General features: G+C 57.8%; 17 protein-coding genes. 9 read left to right on the forward strand and 8 right to left on the reverse strand.

Going from position 1 to position 17,403, the window contains the following annotated elements:
- Window positions 1–3,524 (reverse strand): DNA polymerase III subunit alpha (locus tag ACQ4N8_RS19815; protein WP_430706080.1); only part of this gene is annotated, 3,524 nt, incomplete at its 3' end.
- Window positions 3,525–3,673: 149 nt separating this feature from the next.
- On the opposite strand from ACQ4N8_RS19815, the gene ACQ4N8_RS19820 reads away from it, so the two are divergent.
- The 3 genes from ACQ4N8_RS19820 (at window position 3,674) to ACQ4N8_RS19830 (ending at window position 5,202) form a co-directional block, all read left to right on the forward strand.
- Window positions 3,674–4,003: a YtrH family sporulation protein gene (locus ACQ4N8_RS19820; protein WP_059046083.1), complete on the forward strand. Its 330-nt coding sequence runs from the start codon at window positions 3,674–3,676 to the stop codon at window positions 4,001–4,003.
- A complete protein-coding gene (locus tag ACQ4N8_RS19825) occupies window positions 4,000–4,497 on the forward strand; it encodes a hypothetical protein (protein WP_430706081.1) in 498 nt (165 codons plus the stop codon). Before ACQ4N8_RS19820 ends, ACQ4N8_RS19825 begins: the two co-directional genes overlap by 4 nt.
- A gap of 405 nt (window positions 4,498–4,902) precedes the next feature.
- On the forward strand, window positions 4,903–5,202 hold the full coding sequence (locus tag ACQ4N8_RS19830) for a YtpI family protein (RefSeq protein WP_430706082.1): 300 nt from the start codon (window positions 4,903–4,905) through the stop codon (window positions 5,200–5,202).
- Between the two features lie 64 nt (window positions 5,203–5,266).
- On the opposite strand, the gene ACQ4N8_RS19835 is transcribed toward ACQ4N8_RS19830, so the two are convergent.
- Together ACQ4N8_RS19835 and ACQ4N8_RS19840 are read right to left on the reverse strand one after the other, a co-directional pair.
- Window positions 5,267–6,601, reverse strand: a complete 1,335-nt coding sequence (locus tag ACQ4N8_RS19835) for a DRTGG domain-containing protein (protein WP_430706083.1) — start codon at window positions 6,599–6,601, stop codon at window positions 5,267–5,269.
- A gap of 52 nt (window positions 6,602–6,653) precedes the next feature.
- Window positions 6,654–7,376 (reverse strand): YwiC-like family protein, encoded by a 723-nt coding sequence (locus tag ACQ4N8_RS19840; protein WP_430706084.1) that lies wholly within the window; start codon window positions 7,374–7,376, stop codon window positions 6,654–6,656.
- Between the two features lie 232 nt (window positions 7,377–7,608).
- Here ACQ4N8_RS19840 and ACQ4N8_RS19845 point away from each other — a divergent pair, with 232 nt between their 5' ends.
- The 3 genes from ACQ4N8_RS19845 to ACQ4N8_RS19855 are packed head-to-tail and all read left to right on the forward strand — an operon-like array spanning window position 7,609 to window position 8,452.
- Window positions 7,609–7,842 (forward strand): DUF2249 domain-containing protein, encoded by a 234-nt coding sequence (locus ACQ4N8_RS19845; protein WP_430706085.1) that lies wholly within the window; start codon window positions 7,609–7,611, stop codon window positions 7,840–7,842.
- A 17-nt stretch (window positions 7,843–7,859) separates the two neighbouring features.
- Window positions 7,860–8,219, forward strand: a complete 360-nt coding sequence (locus tag ACQ4N8_RS19850; RefSeq protein ID WP_430706086.1) for a hypothetical protein — start codon at window positions 7,860–7,862, stop codon at window positions 8,217–8,219.
- A complete protein-coding gene (locus tag ACQ4N8_RS19855; RefSeq protein WP_430706087.1) occupies window positions 8,219–8,452 on the forward strand; it encodes a DUF2249 domain-containing protein in 234 nt (77 codons plus the stop codon). The genes ACQ4N8_RS19850 and ACQ4N8_RS19855 overlap by 1 nt, the downstream gene beginning before the upstream one ends.
- Before the next feature lie 101 nt (window positions 8,453–8,553).
- Here the strand turns inward: ACQ4N8_RS19855 and ACQ4N8_RS19860 are convergent, their stop codons facing one another.
- Window positions 8,554–9,660 (reverse strand): TIGR04053 family radical SAM/SPASM domain-containing protein, encoded by a 1,107-nt coding sequence (locus ACQ4N8_RS19860; RefSeq protein WP_430706114.1) that lies wholly within the window; start codon window positions 9,658–9,660, stop codon window positions 8,554–8,556.
- On the reverse strand, window positions 9,660–11,087 hold the full coding sequence (gene hemG / locus ACQ4N8_RS19865; RefSeq protein WP_430706088.1) for a protoporphyrinogen oxidase: 1,428 nt from the start codon (window positions 11,085–11,087) through the stop codon (window positions 9,660–9,662). Before hemG ends, ACQ4N8_RS19860 begins: the two co-directional genes overlap by 1 nt.
- Window positions 11,088–11,281: 194 nt before the next feature.
- Here hemG and ilvB point away from each other — a divergent pair, with 194 nt between their 5' ends.
- Both ilvB and ACQ4N8_RS19875 read left to right on the forward strand, forming a co-directional pair.
- The gene (gene ilvB / locus ACQ4N8_RS19870; RefSeq protein ID WP_430706115.1) at window positions 11,282–13,075 is read left to right on the forward strand and encodes a biosynthetic-type acetolactate synthase large subunit; all 1,794 of its coding nucleotides are present in this window, start codon (window positions 11,282–11,284) and stop codon (window positions 13,073–13,075) included.
- A gap of 21 nt (window positions 13,076–13,096) precedes the next feature.
- Window positions 13,097–13,462: a four-helix bundle copper-binding protein gene (locus ACQ4N8_RS19875; protein WP_430706089.1), complete on the forward strand. Its 366-nt coding sequence runs from the start codon at window positions 13,097–13,099 to the stop codon at window positions 13,460–13,462.
- 113 nt (window positions 13,463–13,575) lie between these two features.
- Here the strand turns inward: ACQ4N8_RS19875 and ACQ4N8_RS19880 are convergent, their stop codons facing one another.
- The 3 genes from ACQ4N8_RS19880 to ACQ4N8_RS19890 form a co-directional block, all read right to left on the reverse strand.
- The gene (locus ACQ4N8_RS19880) at window positions 13,576–13,869 is read right to left on the reverse strand and encodes a hypothetical protein (RefSeq protein ID WP_430706090.1); all 294 of its coding nucleotides are present in this window, start codon (window positions 13,867–13,869) and stop codon (window positions 13,576–13,578) included.
- A gap of 159 nt (window positions 13,870–14,028) precedes the next feature.
- Window positions 14,029–14,373, reverse strand: a complete 345-nt coding sequence (locus ACQ4N8_RS19885; protein ID WP_430706091.1) for a YlbF family regulator — start codon at window positions 14,371–14,373, stop codon at window positions 14,029–14,031.
- Between the two features lie 221 nt (window positions 14,374–14,594).
- Entirely contained in the window at window positions 14,595–15,758 is a 1,164-nt protein-coding gene (locus tag ACQ4N8_RS19890) for a DUF445 family protein (RefSeq protein WP_430706092.1), read from the reverse strand.
- 236 nt (window positions 15,759–15,994) lie between these two features.
- Between ACQ4N8_RS19890 and ACQ4N8_RS19895 the strand changes: the two genes are divergently transcribed.
- Window positions 15,995–17,362, forward strand: a complete 1,368-nt coding sequence (locus ACQ4N8_RS19895; protein WP_430706093.1) for a YheC/YheD family protein — start codon at window positions 15,995–15,997, stop codon at window positions 17,360–17,362.
- The last annotated feature ends 41 nt before the right edge of the window (window positions 17,363–17,403 follow it).

The following is a 17,403-nucleotide window of genomic DNA, read 5'->3' on the forward strand; positions in this document are numbered from 1 at the left end:
CATCGCGCCGATGAGAACCCGCGTAATGACCGGGATCGCTCCGGCGATGGCGGCGAGTACGGCGGGCGTGCTGCTCGCCCGCCCGGAGCCGCAGGCGCACCCGCGGCCTCGCGCGCGCGCGCGCGGCCACGGCGCAGCTGCGCCAGGCTTTGCTCGCTCAGCGGGGCCACTTCGTCGGCCAGCAGCTTGAAGCCTTCGTCCTGCAACTGGACGGTGGCGCGCAGCGCGAGCAAAGCCCCTTTGCTGACGTGGGCGGCCGAACGCCGCCACACTTCGGGGAACAGCACGACCTCGCAGCGCTCGATCTGGTCCTCCAGCTCCATGAAGGCCATCGCCTTGCCCTGCTTCGTCGTGATCGTCTTGACCGATACGACCATGCCCGCCACGACCGTGCGGCTCTCGTCGTTCGCATCGGCCAGGTCCATCAGCCGGTCGACGCCGTCCCCTTCCAGCAGCTCGTCGAAATCGTCCAGCGGGTGACCGGACAGATAAAGTCCCAACAGCTCGCGCTCCAAGTCCAACTGCTGTCCCGCGGTAAACTTCGGCACGTCCGGGTATTCGATCTCCCAGTTCGGCGATTCCACGAAATCGAACAGCTGGATCTGCAAGTCATCCCGCTCCTTGCGCCACTTCAGCGCCGCCTCGACCGTCTCGTCCAGCATCGCCAGCAGTTGGGCGCGATGGCCCGGCAGAGAATCGAAAGCCCCCCCCTGAATCAGCGACTCGATCACGCGTTTGTTGCAGGTGCGCAAATCGACCCGGCGGCAAAAATCGAGCAAGCTGTCGAACGGCCGCTCCTGCCGCTCGCGCAAAATGCTTTCGATTGCCTGCGTGCCGACGTTTTTGATCGCGGCCAGCCCGAAGCGAATCACGCCCAAGGGCTCCTGCCCAGCGCCGGAAACGTCCTGATGCGCCTCATCGGCCGGATCGGCTCCCTTGGATGCCTCCGCCGCCGTTGTCGCTGCGGAACCGGCGACCACGTCCGCAGCGGGGCTCATCCCTTCCGGCCGGCTCTCCCCCGGTCCGCCGTCTTGCCCGGCACCAACCACAGCAATGCCGGTGCCTGCCCGCGCCTGCGGCGTGAACAGCACCTTGCTTTCGTTCACGTCCGGCGGAAGCACGACGATCCCCATCCGGCGGCATTCGACGATGTATTCCGCCACCTTGCGGTGGCTCCCCATGACGGCGGTCAGCATCGATGCCATGAAATGCACGGGGTAATGCGCCTTAAGGTACGCCGTCTGGAACGCCAGCACGCCGTAAGCGGCCGCATGAGCGCGAGGAAAGCCGTAGTCGGCGAACCGCACGATCATGTCGTACACCACGTTCGCTTCGGCTTCGCTGTACCCCTGCGCTACGCTGCCGCTGACGAAATGGCCGCGCTGCTCGTCCAGCACCTCGCGTTTTTTCTTGGACACCGCGCGCCGCAGCAAATCCGCTTCGCCCAGCGAAAAGCCGGCCATTTGGGAGGCGATCTGCATGATTTGCTCCTGGTAAACGATGATGCCGTACGTATCCTTCAGGATCGGCTCGAGGTCGCGGTGCGGATATTCCACGGAATTCTGCCCGTGTTTGCTGGCGATAAACTTAGGGATGAACTCCATCGGACCCGGTCGATACAGCGCATTGACAGAAATGATGTCTTCGAACGCCGACGGTTTCAACTCCTTCAATACCCGCCTCATCCCCGAGGATTCGAGCTGGAACACCCCCGTCGTTTCTCCGCGTCCCAGCATTTCATAGGTGGCCGGATCGTTATCCGGAATCTGCCGAAAATCGGGGATGCTGCCCGTTTGTTCGCCGATCCAACGCATGCAGCGTTCGATGATCGACAACGTGCGCAACCCCAAAAAGTCCATTTTGAGCAGGCCGATCGATTCCAGGTTCTCCATCGAATATTGCGTTAAGGCGGTCTGCTCGCTGCCGGCTTGCAGAGGAACCGCGTCGGTCAACGGATCCCGCGAAATGACGACGCCGGCGGCATGCGTGGAGGCGTGCCGCGGCTTACCCTCCACCTTCATCGCCATGTCCAGCAGACCATGGATCCGAGTGGAGGAGTCGTACATCGCCTTGAGATCCGGGCTTTCCTTCAGGGCTCGTTCGATCGTCATCCCGAGGTTGCCGGGAATCAGCTTCGCGGCTTTGTCCACTTCGCCGAACGGCACATTCAGTGCACGGCCCACGTCGCGGACGGCCGCGCGCGCCGCCATCGTCCCGAACGTGATGATCTGAGCCACGTGCTCCGCCCCGTATTTGTCGACCACGTAGGCGATCACCTCGTCTCGACGCTCGTCGCTGAAGTCGATATCGATATCCGGCATCGTCACCCGTTCCGGATTCAAAAACCGTTCGAACAGCAGGTTATATTTCATCGGATCGACGTCGGTGATGCGCAGCACGTATGCGACCAGGCTGCCCGCCGAGGAGCCCCGGCCCGGACCGGTGACGATCCCGTTGCGATGGGCAAACGCGATGAAATCCCACACGATTAGGAAGTAATCGGAAAAGCCCATGCGGCCGATGACCTCAAGCTCGTAACTCAACCGCTGCTCGAGACGTTCCTTCTCCTGCGGGTCGTTCCACGCGTCCAGATGGCCGTAGTGTTCGGCCAGTCCTTGCCGGCATAACTCCGCCAAGTAGCTCCCCGCCTCCAAACCTTCCGGAATCGGACGGTAAGCGGGCAAAATATGCCGGTCAAACTCCAGCGTGAGCCCGCAGGATTCGGCAATTTTCGCCGTATTGGCATAGGCCTGGGGAAGGTGCGGGAACAATCCCCCCATTTCTTCGGCGGTTTTGAGGTAGAGCTGATTCGTATTCATTTTGAGCCGGTCCTCGTCGTCCACCGTTTTTCCCGTGCCGACGCAAATGAGCACGTCCTGGACCTCCGCGTCCTCTTTGCTCAAATAATGCACGTCGTTGGTGACCACGAGCTCGGCTCCGATTTCCCCGGCCAGCTGCACGAGCTGCGGATTCACTTTCTTTTGCTCCGCGATGCCGTGATCCTGCAGCTCCAGATAAAAATCTTCGCCGAAAGCCGCCTGATAACGCAGCGCCGCTTTCTTCGCTTCCTCGTAGTTGCCGCGCAGCAGATGATGCGGTACTTCCCCGCCCAAGCAGGCGCTTAAGCAAACCAGGCCTTCATGATGCCGTTCCAGCGCCTCCCAGTCGATCCGCGGCTTGTAATGGAAGCCTTCCAGATGACCGATCGAGCAAAGCTTCATCAGATTGCGGTATCCCTTTTCGCTCTTGGCCAGCAAGATCAAATGATGGATCGGCTGGTCCTGACGACTCCCCCGTTCCTTGCGCGAGCCTGCCGTAAAATATACCTCGCAGCCGATGATCGGCTTGATGCCGTGCGCCTTGCACAATTTATAAAAAGGAACCGCGCCGTACATGACCCCGTGATCCGTCAGCGCCAACGCCTTCATCCCGGATGACGCGGCTTTGGCCACAAGCTCTTCGAGCCGGGCCGCTCCGTCCAGCAAGCTGTATTCGCTATGTACGTGCAAATGAACAAAGTCCAATGCGATCCCTTCCTTTCCCTGTTGATGAAATGAGTCCAAAACTTAACTTTGCGAGCAAACGTCGCCTATAAATATTTTATCATACATGTGTAGAGCGCGCCCATAGAATGGTAGGGAGACTGGACAAACCTCGGAAAGGGGACTTGCGCGTGAGTACGTTTTTGACTAAAGCGGTAATGGACTTTTTCATTGCCTTCGGCATTGTGGTAGGTGGCGCGATGGTCGGCGGCATCGGAGCGGTCGTTTCCCTGCAGCCGCCGACGCATACGATGCTGGACATCGCCGACCGCATCAAAATATGGGCGCTGGCCGCCGCCGTCGGAGGAACGATCGATCCGATGCGGGTGATTGAGAGCAATTTTTTTGACGGAAACCTGTCCCCGGCCATCAAACAGATCTTATACCTGCTGTTCGCCTTTTTGGGCGCCCACATGGGCTCGGAGCTGGTGAGATGGATGTGCGGGGGAGGCCGGGGATGAATGAGACGAAGCGTCCGGAGCGCTCCGGCTTCCGCCGGTTCATGCAGTTTGCCGCCGTATTCGTATTGGGGATGGTGATGGGCAGCATCGTATACAACGTCGTTTATCAGACGAGCTACAACCTGCTTTGGATTCAGAACAAGGATCTGCAAATCCAACTGCATCAGGCGGAAGAAGACATCCGGACGCTGAAAAAATACAACAACCGCTCGACCGTCATCAAGGAGATCAAGGTGCGGGTGGAGGAACGCGACCCTCCGTTGGATTCGCTTGCGGTCAAGGAGGTCGCCGAGCAATTGCACGACGAGCTGGAGGTGCTGCGCGGCCGTAATATTTTCGACATCGATTCCGACGCCAAAATGGCCCGGACGCTGCTGAACCGCAAAATCTACGTCGTGCGCGACAAGGAGTACACCATCCAGATCAAGACGATGCTCGTGAGCGAAGGGGTGCTGCAGATTTGGGTGGAGATGAGGCCGTATATCCGACTCTAGCAATTCATGTTAAAATAGTGGTAATTAAAAAAGTGGATTCGGCGTTGCTTAATTCCTGAATTTGTCCACCGTTAGTGCTTGAATCTATATGATTTTTCAGGCTCAAGCTAGAAATCAGCGCTTGACGGCTTGGCAGGCAGGTAGGTTGGGCGCAGATCAATAAACACTCGCAAGTCCGGACGCTTTGCATGATTATCCCGTTTGATCAGAAACAGAGAAACAGAGAAACAGACGAATACCTATCCTAACCCCCACCCCTATCCCCTGAACGAGAGGGATAATCGTACAAAGCAGCGTGCAGGGGCATCGAGACACGAACCCATCATTAGAGTCAAGGTCTAATTTATTTCGTCAAGCACTTCTTTCCGAAGCACGATAAACCACAAAAAGGAGCAATAAATCCCTATGATTCAGACGATCCAGTATGTTTTGTACGCGTTTCTGATTATTACTTGCGTGAGTTCGGTGTTCTTCAGCTTTAAATCGCGGCGGACGCTCGATCCCCGGGTGCGGGGGCTGGCCGCCGCCAAAACGAACATCAGCATGGGCGTGATGCTCATCATTCTCGCCTTGATTCAAATGTTCCTGTTCAGCGGCTCCACGCTTCGCGTCGTGATCGGCGCTTTGTTTATGGTGCTTGGGGCTTTTAACATCTTTGCCGGCATCCGTAATCACGGCATCCTGTCCCGGCGGCAGCAGGGATAACCGGCATAGTCGGCTTCCCTCTTTTACCGGTTAATGACCCCGTATCCATCGCCAAGCCAAATCGCTAAGCGTGGTCGATCGATTGCAGCGTCATGACGGCTTTGGAAATCAACGAATCCTGATAGGTCAGCACGATCTCCAGCTTGCATGCCCGGCGGCTCATCTCCAGCACCATGGAGCTGATGACGACCGGGTTTTCGATTTGCACCGGACGGACGAAGTAGGTGGTGATGTTATCGACGACGAAGTCCCCGCCGCTAACATCCTTGGCCGCCCGGAGGCCTGCCTGGGTCATCAGCGAGGTCAGCACGCCGTGCGAAATCGTCCCGAGATCGGTCGACATCTGCGGCGTAATCATGCCGCGGAAGAACAGTCTCCCCTCTTCATCCCGCTCCTCGGCAAAGCCGTTCCACATCAAATGCTCGAACGTTTCCCCCAGCTGCGGCTGGTTACGCACGTCCCGCATCGCTTGCAGCACCTCGCGGCGCGTCACCGAAGAGACCAGCTTTCGGTTGCGGTCCACGACCGGCAGGAAATCGATCCCTTCCCAAACCATGATTTGCGCCGCGGAGGCAAGCGACGTCTGCAAGCCGACGGTGATCGGATGGCGGGTCATGCATTTTTCGATCATTTGATCGCCGCTGAGCTCCTCGACGTTCTTGCGGCTGACGATCCCGATCACCCGGTTCCATTCGTCCACGACCGGGAAATGCTGCTGCCCCGTCTCCAGCGACAGCTGGTCGAAATCGGAGATATTGCTCGTCGCCTTGAGCATATTCACCCTCGGCTTGCGGGCGACGATATCTTCCACCAGCATGATTTTCTTCTTGATCAAACGGTCGAACAACGCCCGGTTGATCATCGAGGCGACGGTAAACGTATCGTGGCGGGAGGAAATGATCGGCAGCGACAGCTTGTCCGCCAGCGCCTTCACCTCGCGGCTCGTCCCGAAGCCCCCGGTAATCAGCACTCCGGCGCCCTGCTCCAGGGCAAGCGAATGGGCGTTGTCGCGGTTCCCGACGATCAGCAGGCTGCCCGCGTCGATATACCGCGCCATCGCATCGATTTTCATCGCGCCGATGACGTATTTGTGCAGGGTTTTATCCAGCCCATCGCCGCCGCCAAGCACATGCCCCTCGACGATTTCGACGACGTCGCCGAAGGTTAGCTGATCGGAGATGTTCCGCGGCTTTTTCTCCACGCGCACCGTGCCGATTCGCTCCTTCGTGATGACGATCCCGAGATTCTCCGCCTCTTTGACTGCACGATAGGCGGTGCCTTCGCTGACGCTGAGCGCTTTGGCCAGCTTGCGCACGGATATTTTCGTACCGATCTTCAGTCCCTCGATATGCTGCAGCAGTTGCTCGTGTTTTGTGACGCTTTCCTCCGGTCCCTCCAACTGTTATACCCCCCTGCCCGAATCTGTACTATTCTGTTTCTATTATACACACTCAGGCATAAGTCATCCAGACTACGGCGAGGACGATAACAGAATAGACAATTTCCAGCATGCCGGACTGCTTGGCGGTGATTTTCGTGCGCGGAAACCAGGCGGCCCGGGCCAGCAGCACCAAAGCCGCAAGCAGCAATGCCGGGGGAAGCAGCCATAAAGCCAGCAGCGCCATAGCCAGGTGGTAGAAGACGGAGTAGAAATAGAATCGCTTATTGTTTCTTTCGCGGATGATCGTTTTTACATAGAACACCGTCCCGATAAAATATCCCGTGCTGATCAGGAACAGCTCGGCCGCGAGGCGGTAATCCGTTCCCCCTCCAAGCTCGAACGAGAGGAACACCATCAGGCTGAACTGCACAATGGCGGCGATGTCGTTCAGCAAGGCCCGTTCGCGTTTTTGCTTGGCATAATACGCATTGACCGCAAACAACGGAAGAAACATCAAGGCCATGACGACGACGCCGGGACGAACCCACACAAGCCCGATCGCTGCGGGAATCAGCAATGCCCCGTATAAGAGAACCGGAGGCCGGAAGCGGGCCGCTTTTCCCGTCCGGATCCACTGCAGCAACGGAAACATCAGCAGGTAAATCAGCAGCCAGCAAGCAAACAGCAAAACATGGATTCCCCCGGGGGTGGAGGCAAGCATGCCGAACAGGAACGGGACGACAAGCATGGCCCATGCCCCATGTTGATTCGGGATGAAATCTTTGACGCGCACGATATTCGTTCCTCCTTCACGTTCATTGAGCTTGCTTAAGTTATCGACATTATAGTCGGCTATCCTAAGCGTACCAGTGACAGGCGTCACTGTATCCATGGCAGCTTCCGGACAAATCGGCGGGGATAAATTCCGTGAGCGACTATCTTGTGACTGATATCACAATCACATGCCGCGCCGTTGATATAATGAGGTCGAATCGTTAAATTTTAAACATTTGGGAGGACTTCACATGAGTCAATTTAAAGCTACCGTTAACGCCACCGAATATCCGCCGCAGTTGAAGCATAAGACGATTTTTGCCGCATTCAATTCCCTCGAGCCGGGAGAAGCGATGCTGCTGATCAACGATCACGACCCGGTACCGCTGCGTTTTCAGTTCGATGCGATGCATCCCGGCGGGTTCACCTGGGAGTACATTGAGCAAGGACCGGAAATGTTCCAGGTGAAAATCGGCAAAAACTAAAGCAGGGGGAATGCCCTATGGCAACCATCACGGTTATCGACGACAAGACGATTAAAATCGCGGTTGAGCTGGAAGATGCTTTGCGCATGATCGAGGAAGCGGAGAGCCATCTGGAGCTTTATGCCGGAGAAATCCTCACGATCGCCGAAAAAATGCCCGAGTTCCAATTTACGTATTTCTGTTTCTACGCTTACGATACCGCCGCTTTGTTCGAGAAAATGCTGGGCATCGATCCGAAGCAGTATCTTTCTTTCTCGCTGGATGCGCCGGATTCCTTCTTTTATACGCTGTACGGCGGCATGAAGGGTCTTAGCGGTACGGCAAGGCTATGCCGGTCGCTGGCGGCCGAACGTACGGACCTGGAGGTGAACGCATAATGAAAAACCGGGTCGTGGAGTTGGACGTCCGCCTGCAGCTGCGCCAAGGAGAGGAGCCGTTCCGCATTATTATGGATACGGTCGGCCAGTTGGAGGAAGGCGATATCTTCGTGCTCCATGCGACGATGAATCCCGTTCCTTTGCTGAAGCTGCTGGAGACGAAAGGCTATTGCAACGATTGCGAACAGCTCGCCGCGGACCATTGGAAGGTCACGTTTACGCGCAAAAGCTGATCCAAGATAATTGCCTGAAATCACCCATTAAAAAGAGGAAAAGAGGCCGTTCGGCCTCTTTTTTTATATCGTGCCGCAAGCTTGCGGCACGATTCATGCTCTTATTCGTTTGGATTTCCCGCATACCCCTTCGGAATATAGGCGCAATACGGATCGCTCTCCAGATAGTCGCCGGTCACCGCATACGCCCTTGCCCGCGAACCGCCGCACAGCTGCTTGAATTCGCAAGCCCCGCATTTGCCCTTCAGCAAGGATTTGTCCCTGAGCTCCTGCAGGATCGGCGAATTACGGTAAATGTCCGTAAGCGACGAGTCCCTGACATTCCCGCAGCTGACCGGCAGGAAGCCGCTGGGATATACCTCGCCGACATGGCTGATGAATACGAAGCCGTCCCCGTCGTTCACGCCTTTGGGCGAGCGGCCGAGCAAGTCCTTGCGTTTCGGCGCCGCCGCCATCTCCCCGTCCGAATTCATGCTCAGCTTTTGCTGCTGCATAAATACGCGGCGGTAATGGGGAGCTTCGGTCGCCTTGATGCCGTACGGCATGACTCGCTGCAATTGGGCCAGCCATATCATCACCTGCTCGTGCTCTTCCGGAGAAATCATGTCTTTGACCATCCCCCGTCCCGTCGGCACGAGGAAAAACACGCTCCATAACACGGCCCCCATCCCTTTGACCGTTTCCGCAATCCGCGGCAGATCATCCAGATTGTAACGGGACACCGTCGTGTTGATCTGGATCGGAATGTCCAGCTGCTGCAAATATTCGATCCCTCTCATCGTCATTTGGAAGGAACCCGGCGTGCCGCGAAAATGATCGTGGATTTCGGCCGTGGATCCGTCCAGGCTGAACGCCCAGCGGGACAACCCGACCTCTTTCGCTTTGCGTACGGCATCGAAGGTAACCCGCGGCGTAGCGCTTGGCGTCATCGAGACGGGCAGTCCCTTCTCTTGGATCGCATAACTGGCGAGCTCGAATAAGTCCGGACGCATCAGCGGGTCGCCCCCGGTGAACACGAAGAGCGGATCGTCCATTTCGGCGATGTCGTCGATCAGTTTCTTGCCTTCCTCGAAGGATAATTGGCGCGGGTCGGGACGGTATTGGGCCTCCGCCCGGCAGTGCAGGCATTTCAAGGCGCAAGCCCTCGTCACCTCCCAAATGACGATAAAAGGATTCATATTATAGTCTTTATGCCCGATCAGTTGCATCACCGTTCATCTCCTAACCAGGATATCATTTCCGCGGCGGCTTCCTTGCCTTGACGGATGCAATCGGGAATGCCGACGCCGGCGTATCCCGCCCCGCACAGCAGCACCCCGGGCAGCTTGGCGCGCAATGCGCCGCGCAGCTCCCGCAGCCGTTCGACATGGCCGACCGGATATTGCGGCATGGACTCCGGCAGAGCGGAGATTTCGCAGAACAGCGGTTCGGCGGCAATGCCCATCAAATCTTGGAGTTCCGCGGCTATACGGCGCTGGAGCTCCTCCGGCGACAGCGTCGTCCACGCCTGGTCTCCCAAGCGTCCGATATACGCTCGCAGCAGCACCTTGCCTTGAGGTGCCGAGTGCAGCCATTTGGAAGACGTCCACGTGATCGCCGTCATCAACCGTCCTTCCCCGCGGGGAATCAGTACCCCGGAGCCGTTCAAGTCATGAGGGACGTCCTCCCGTCGGTAAGCGAACGCCAGGTTGGCGACGGACACGTAGCGGATCCGTTCCAAATAGGCGGCCTCGTCTACTTGCCCCAGCAACCGGGCCGCTGCGAAAGCCGGCGCGGCCACGATGACGCCGTCCGCCTCGATGCGCTCGCCTCCGCTTAGCGTCAGCTCGTAACGCTCCGCGTGTTTGACGAGTCCGGTGACCGCTTGGCCCGTGATAATCCGCTCATCCCGCAGCGCTTCGGTCAACGCGTCGGTCAAACCCGTCAGGCCGCCTTCCAAAGTCAGGAACATGCTGGCGGAAGCCGCTTTCGGCAGCCCGGCCTGCGGTTTAGGCGGCGGTTGTTTTTTGCTGGCCAACAGGCCAAGGATCAGGCTGCGGTATTTGCGTTCCATGTCCATGAATTGGGGAAACGTCGCTCTTAGGCTGAGCTGCGCCGTATCTCCGGCATAAATGCCGGCAAGCAGCGGCTCGGTCATGTTGTCCAGCACCTCTTTGCCGAGCCGGCGGCGGATGAAACCGCCCAGCGATTCATCCTCGCCGCCGCGTTTGGCGGGCAGCAGCAGATCCATGGCCGCCCGCAGCTTACCGGCCGGGGACAACAGTCCCGTCTTGACCATCGGCCACACCTGCGTAGGGATGCCGAGCATAAGTCCCGGCGGCATCGGGTGAAAGCGCCCCCGGTGCATGATGTAATTCCGCTTGGCCAGCGGATTCGTTCCCGTCAGCCGATGCTCCAAACCCAATTCCTTCGTCAGCTCCAGCACAGCCGCTTTACGCGCGATAAAAGAATCGGGGCCTTGCTCTATCGTAAAACCGTCCCGGCGCAGGGTGCGGATTTTGCCGCCCAGCCTGTCGGCTTGCTCGACGACCGTAATCCCGGCATCGATCCCCTGATCGCGCAGCTGATTGCGGGCGTAATAGGCCGCGCTTAACCCGGAGATCCCCCCGCCGATGACCGCTATGGATTTGCCCACGATGTTGATTCCTCCTTCTTGCCGCATTTGCTTTAACGCTTAAGCAAAGCGGCTTCCTTCTGCATCCTTAGCTATCGTAAACCCAGAACCTTCGGCGTTTTATGACTGGAGTCACTCCACGCGGCTTTTGCTAACGATAAAATGGTCAAAAACCAAACGGGAGGTCACTTGGAGTGAAGAACAAGAACGAAAAGATGCAGGCTATGGCTAGGACGGGGGCGGAGCTGCTCATCGAATGCCTGCTCTCCGAACGGGTCGACACGATCTTCGGTTATCCCGGCGGGGCGGTCATACCGATCTATGATGCACTGTACGACTGCCAGGAGATCCGCCACATCCTGACCCGCCATGAGCAAGCGGCCGTCCATGCGGCGGACGGCTATGCCAGAGTAACGGGCCGGGCGGGCGTGGCCCTCGTCACCTCCGGTCCGGGAGCGACGAATGCCGTAACGGGCATCGCCAACGCCTTCATGGACTCGGTCCCGATGGTTGTCCTGACGGGACAGGTCCCCACCGAGCTGATCGGCCGCGACAGCTTCCAGGAGGTCAATATTTTCGGCATGACGATGGATATCACCAAACATAATTATTCCGTAAGGGACATCGGACAATTGCCGCGGGTCATCAAAGAGGCTTTCCGCATTGCAACCACGGGCAGACCCGGCCCGGTGCTGATCGATTTGCCGAAAAATGTCATGACCGCCAAAACCGGCCTGCTTCCGGCGGCCGAAGCGGCCATCCGCGGCTACGCCCCTGCTTCCGAGATCGCCGCGGATGACGTCCGCCGCGTCGCCGAGAGGATCGGCTCCGCCCTTCGTCCGGTGCTCGTCGTCGGCGGAGGGGCGGCGGCCTCCGGCGCCGCCGAGGAGCTTCTGCGTTTTGCCGAACGGTTGGAGATTCCGGTCGTCACCACGTTAATGGGCATCGGCGCTTTTCCCGCCCGCCATCCCCGGCATCTCGGCATGCTGGGCATGCACGGCACGTACGCCGCCAACCGCGCGGTCCATCGTGCGGATTTGCTGCTGTGCCTGGGCACGCGATTCAACGACCGCTTATCGGGCAAAGTCCGGTCGTTCTCTCCGGATTCCTGGAAAATCCATGTGGATATCGACGATGCGGAGCTTGGCAAAAACATCCCCATGGATGTCGGGATCCAAGGGGATGTCAGGGAGCTGCTATTCAAGCTGAATGCGCTCGCTTTCGAACGCAACAAGACGGACTGGGCCGCGGAGACGGCCGGATGGCACCAAAAAGTGCCGCATTACTCCGCCGCGCCGGGTGTGCTGAATCCGCAAGAAGTCGTCCGGCTGATCGACAAGCTTACGGCGGGCAACGCGGTCGTGGCGACGGACGTCGGCCAGCACCAGATTTGGACCGCGCATCATTACCGCTTCTCCCGCCCCCGCTCTTTCCTGACGTCGGGCGGTCTCGGTACGATGGGCTTCGGGTTTCCCGCCGCGCTCGGGGCGGCGATTGCGCTTGAGGGGACCGATCACCGTCCGGTGGTCTGCATCACGGGGGACGGCAGCTTTCAAATGAATTTGCAGGAACTGATGACGGCCGTCGATTACGCGCTGCCGGTCAAAATCGCCATCCTGAACAACGGTTATCTGGGCATGGTCCGGCAATGGCAGCAGCTGTTTTATGAACGGCGTTATTCTTCCGTGCAGATCTCGTCGCCCGATTTCGTCGCTTTTGCCGGAGCGTACGGCGTTCCCGGGTTGCGTGCGCGGACCGGCTCGGAGGCGGAATCGATCATCCGACAGGCCCTGGACATCCCCGGCCCCGTCCTGATGGAATTCAACGTGCAGGAGGAGCAAAACGTGTATCCGATGGTGCCGCCGGGAGAAAGCAACGACAACATGTTGACCGGCGATGGGGAGCCATTAACAACAGTTGGTTCGTCTGACGTCTATATAGGCAAATTAGGCCGATGCCTAGAGCATAGGCGGGCTATAGCACATAGGTTAATAAGAAAACAATTTTGAAATCCATGGGAGGTTTTCCTTTTGCATCCTACGAGTGCTATGCCTTATCAAACCGGAAGCGGTTCTATGCTTCATTCGTCCCTGCTCGAAGCCTTGCAGCATTGCGAGGCCGTATGCGAGTTTACCGACTCCGCTATTATCCAAAGGGGGGACGCGGGACAGCGGCGAAAACAAGTGGCCCTGCTCAGGGATTGCGCCGATATTTGCACCCTGACGGCCAAATACGTCGCACGTCACAGCGGGTTTGCCAAATCGCTGGCCGGGTATTGCGCCCAGGTTTGCGAAATATGCGGAAATCACTGTTTGCAGCATCCTGACGAACTATCGCAAAAATGCGGGCAAATTTGTTTGCATTGCGCGCAGGAATGCCGTAAATACGCCATGTGATTCGCCAAGCATAGCCGTGGAAAGAAAAAGGGACTCTCCCGGGAAGAACCTGACTTCTTCTCGGGAGAGTCCCTTTCTCCTTACGGCTTGGCCTCCTGCCGCCCCGCCCTGGCTTAAGCATTTTCGCTCCGCTTGCCGTCCTCCTGCCACTTAAGCTCCAATTCACGGTATTTGGCCCGCCGGATCTTGTCCAGCTCGCGTTGTTTTTCCTCGTTCACGCCCAGGATAAAATGCAGGTGCGCGCCGATCACGAGGAAAGCAAACGCCGCCCAAACGGCACCAAACAGCGATATCCACCCGGCTCCGGGCTCAAAAGAAATCAGCGGCAACGCATACACGAGCATCGCCAATGCTAGAATCAAATAGACAACATGCTTCCATTTGCTTGTTTTCTTCACCGTCTTCATCTTCCGCAGCTCCTTCATTTTCATAGAATACGAGATTTGCCTCGTCGAACTTGTCTCTTCTATCTCTATGAAGTCGGCTGCAAGAATATGAGAGAAACTTTTTTCTAATAATGCGGTGAGGCCTGACCAGCCGGCGCTGCCAGCCGTCCGTCAACTTATTTACATTCCCGAGCCGTACAAATGCTGCAGGCTGTCCGTAATGATCTTGTTCACGTCCTGGATGATCAGGCTAAGTCTGCGTTCGGCGTCAAACAGGCGGCGAATGTTCAAATTGAGGCTGAGCACCTCAAACAGCTTCTCCATCTGTTCCATTTCTTCGGGCGATGGCATCTCCCCCGCCATCATCCGCTGCTGCACCTCGTTCTGGCGAACCCGGAAATCGTCCAGCATCCGTTTGCTTTCCGGATCGGCATCGACCAACTTCATCGCCGCCGTAATCTCCGCCACCTCCTGGCTGTCCTTCAAGGCTGTCGCCAGATCATGCGCTTTGTCGTAAATATTCATCGAAAGATCCTCCTAAATTTAGCCATTCATAAAAAATAGCGGTACATTTTGGCCTTATTTCCGCGCTCGCCCCGAAAACCGCCTTTTTATCGCCTTGGCCGGATAAATAGAGCCAAAATATACCTCTATTTCGTGCCGCACTCCCTATATTGCGAGAATAAGGCCCTTTTTTACCTTTATTTGTTGAGTCGTTCTTCCGCCGCTCTTTCGCCCCCGCCGGCCTACCTCATCCACAGTATGAGCCCCGACTGAAACAACCCGATGATGCCCCCCAGCAGTACGCCGAGCCAGGTAATGGCGCGAAATTCTTTGCCCGAGACGCTGAGGATGACCTCCTCCAGCCGCTCGACCGGGAACTTCTGCACCTGCTCCTCCACCAGCCGAGGAAGCTGAACAGCCTGCATCGCCGCGGGAATGCCTTTGGCGACAAGACGCAGCAGCCGCTCCGTAAGCAACGGGACAAGGGCAATCGCCTGCAGCCTCCACGGCTCGATCAGGGAACGAAGCGGCACGTCCTCCGCCCGTTCGAGCCACGTTTCGATCGGCAGTCCCGCGAGCTTGGCGGTGAGCCAGCCTAGCGCCCCTTCCCCGGTCAGGGAAGCGAGCAGCTCCGCGACCGGCTTCTCTCCGTACAGCTCCAGCCGTCTCTCGATCGCTTCGGCCGTTTTGCCCGCCGCCTCCTTGCCCCGCAAGGCTTGCACGAGCGCGGGCGTCATTTTCTGCACCAGCTTGTCTTCGTCCATGAATATTGCCGCCATGGTCCCGAGGAATCCGCCCGCCTTGTCCATCATGCCCGAGGCCATTTTGGACAACATCCGCTGACCGTTCGAGGACAACAGTTCCTCCTCGGCGACGTTCAGGAGCGCCTCGGCCAAAGCGGCGCTCCAGGCTTTGCGGTTTTCCTCGGACCAGCCGGGAACCAGCCGATTCAGCGGCAAGCTCCCCCAGTCCGAACGCTCCCACAGCCGTTCGAAGCCCCGCACGGCCACGCTTTTGGCGCCGCCGGCCAGCTTCGACTTCAGCGAATCGAACTCCGCTTCGCTCCATACCCGCAATGCGGCCTGCCGCAGCGTCAAGTCGCTGTCCCCCAAGCGCTCGATGAATCCGCGCAGGGTGTCCTCCGCCTTGCTGCGGAACGAAGGCCGCAGCACCGTCTCCTGCAGTCCTTCGGCCGTGACCAGATAGTCGGCCACGACCTTGCCCAACGATTCCGCGATATCGTCGCGGCGCTTGGGAATCAGTCCCGGCGTAAAAGGGACGTGAAATTTTCCAATATGTACGGGATTTCTCGGATGAAACAGCATTCTAATCGCCAGATGATTGGTCACTCCGCCTACAAAGGCAGCCACCACGACGCTAACTACGATAAAAAGCCAATCGGCCACCCTGCTTTCCTCCTTCTCTTAGGCTGCCGCCCTATCTGCCCCCTGCCAAGACGGCACTTAACCCGCGCCCGGAGCGGAATCTGCCGGTTTGTTCCCCTGTCCCGGCGGAGGCGAAAACGGGCTTAGGTTAATCACCAAGGATTCTATGTCCTCATATGATGCATTACATGCATTTTACGCAGATGATCTTTACTTGCATCCAAGACTCAAGCTTAGCTTGGAAGGAGATCCGCTACATGCCCTCCAAAAAAATAACGGTACAGATCATGAGTCCGGGCCTGCTCGAAGACGATATCCTCGTGCTCGGAGACATTCTGATCAAGCAATGGAAAATACCGACGCATCTTCCGCTTCTGCTTACCTTCGGATCATCCCGGCACCGCGTCAGAGTGATTCCCTTATCAAGGTCCGACGGAGTTCGAATGAGTTCTGGTCTTGCAAGGAAAATGGGGATTCAGCCGCGGTCTCCGCTGCGGCTCACCTACCGCCCGCATTCATCCACCCTACAGCTCGGGCCGCTGCTCGGTATATTGCTCAGCCAGGACTACCCGGGCAACCCGGAAAGACCGTTCGGCCAGATGACCCTGTTCTGCAAGGAACTCGCGAACGCTTGCTCGCGGCAGGGGGTCTATGTCTACTTCTTCACGCCCAAGCATATAGGCGCAAGCTCAAACCAGGTATCGGGCTGGGTCTATAACAACGGCTGGAAACAGGCCCAGCTGCCGGCCGCAGACGTGTTCTACAATCGGCTGAATTCACGCAAACTGGAGAACAAACCTAGCGTACAGCATTTTATGAAAGAAGTAAAATCCCGTTACGGAAGCCATTTCTTCAATGAAAAGTATCTCGACAAGACCGAAGTGTTCGACGCGCTGAGTCGCGACGTCTCGATCCTCCGTTATTTGCCGGAATCCCACCTGTTCCGGAACTACGCCATGCTGAAAACGATGTGCGCGAAGCATCCGATCGTATTCTTGAAACCGATCAAAGGCAGCCTGGGCAAAGGGATCATTCGCATTTCCCGGCTGGAAGGCGGCGCTTACCAGACGCTCACCGCCCAGGTCGGAGGTACGCGGCGGCAAACCTATCCGAACCTCACCAAGCTGTTCTCGGCGTTATCCGGCAAAATGAAAGCAACCCGCTACCAGATCCAGCAGGGGCTTCATTTGATCGAGGTGGACCACCGTCCGGTCGATTTCCGCGCACTCGTGCAGAAGAATCTCTCCGGCAAATGGAATACGACCTCCATCGTCGCGCGGATTGCCGGCAGCCAGCATTTCGTCTCCAATCTGGCCCGCGGCGGAACGTTAAGCACCGTCAAAGACGCGATCGCCCGCAGCCTGCTGCCGGCGGGGGTCAAAGCGAAGGTCGGCGCGAAGCTGAAGAAGGCGGCGCTGGACATCGCCCAAAGCGTGGATGCGCAGATCCCCGCGCATTTCGGCGAATTCGGCATCGATTTGGCCGTGGATACCAGCGGCCGGGTATGGCTGCTCGAGGTCAATTCCAAGCCGTCCAAAAATGACAACACCCCGATGGGCGAAGGCAAAATCCGCCCGTCGGTCAAGCAAGTGATTGAATATACCCGTTATTTGTCCGGCTTTTAGTGCGGGTTCAAAAAGTCAGGTTTTCAGCACCGAGAAGACTG

This window comes from Paenibacillus macerans, from assembly GCF_050565405.1.
Lineage (GTDB): Bacteria > Bacillota > Bacilli > Paenibacillales > Paenibacillaceae > Fontibacillus > Fontibacillus macerans_B.

Coding starts and splice junctions, on each gene's coding strand:
- ACQ4N8_RS19825 (WP_430706081.1), top strand. CDS start 4,000: ATGAATGAGACGAAGCGTCCGGAGCGCTCCGGCTTCCGCCGGTTCATG.
- ACQ4N8_RS19830 (WP_430706082.1), top strand. CDS start 4,903: ATGATTCAGACGATCCAGTATGTTTTGTACGCGTTTCTGATTATTACT.
- ACQ4N8_RS19845 (WP_430706085.1), top strand. CDS start 7,609: ATGAGTCAATTTAAAGCTACCGTTAACGCCACCGAATATCCGCCGCAG.
- ACQ4N8_RS19850 (WP_430706086.1), top strand. CDS start 7,860: ATGGCAACCATCACGGTTATCGACGACAAGACGATTAAAATCGCGGTT.
- ACQ4N8_RS19855 (WP_430706087.1), top strand. CDS start 8,219: ATGAAAAACCGGGTCGTGGAGTTGGACGTCCGCCTGCAGCTGCGCCAA.
- ACQ4N8_RS19860 (WP_430706114.1), bottom strand. CDS start 9,660: ATGCAACTGATCGGGCATAAAGACTATAATATGAATCCTTTTATCGTC.
- ilvB (WP_430706115.1), top strand. CDS start 11,282: ATGCAGGCTATGGCTAGGACGGGGGCGGAGCTGCTCATCGAATGCCTG.
- ACQ4N8_RS19880 (WP_430706090.1), bottom strand. CDS start 13,869: ATGAAGACGGTGAAGAAAACAAGCAAATGGAAGCATGTTGTCTATTTG.
- ACQ4N8_RS19885 (WP_430706091.1), bottom strand. CDS start 14,373: ATGAATATTTACGACAAAGCGCATGATCTGGCGACAGCCTTGAAGGAC.
- ACQ4N8_RS19895 (WP_430706093.1), top strand. CDS start 15,995: ATGCCCTCCAAAAAAATAACGGTACAGATCATGAGTCCGGGCCTGCTC.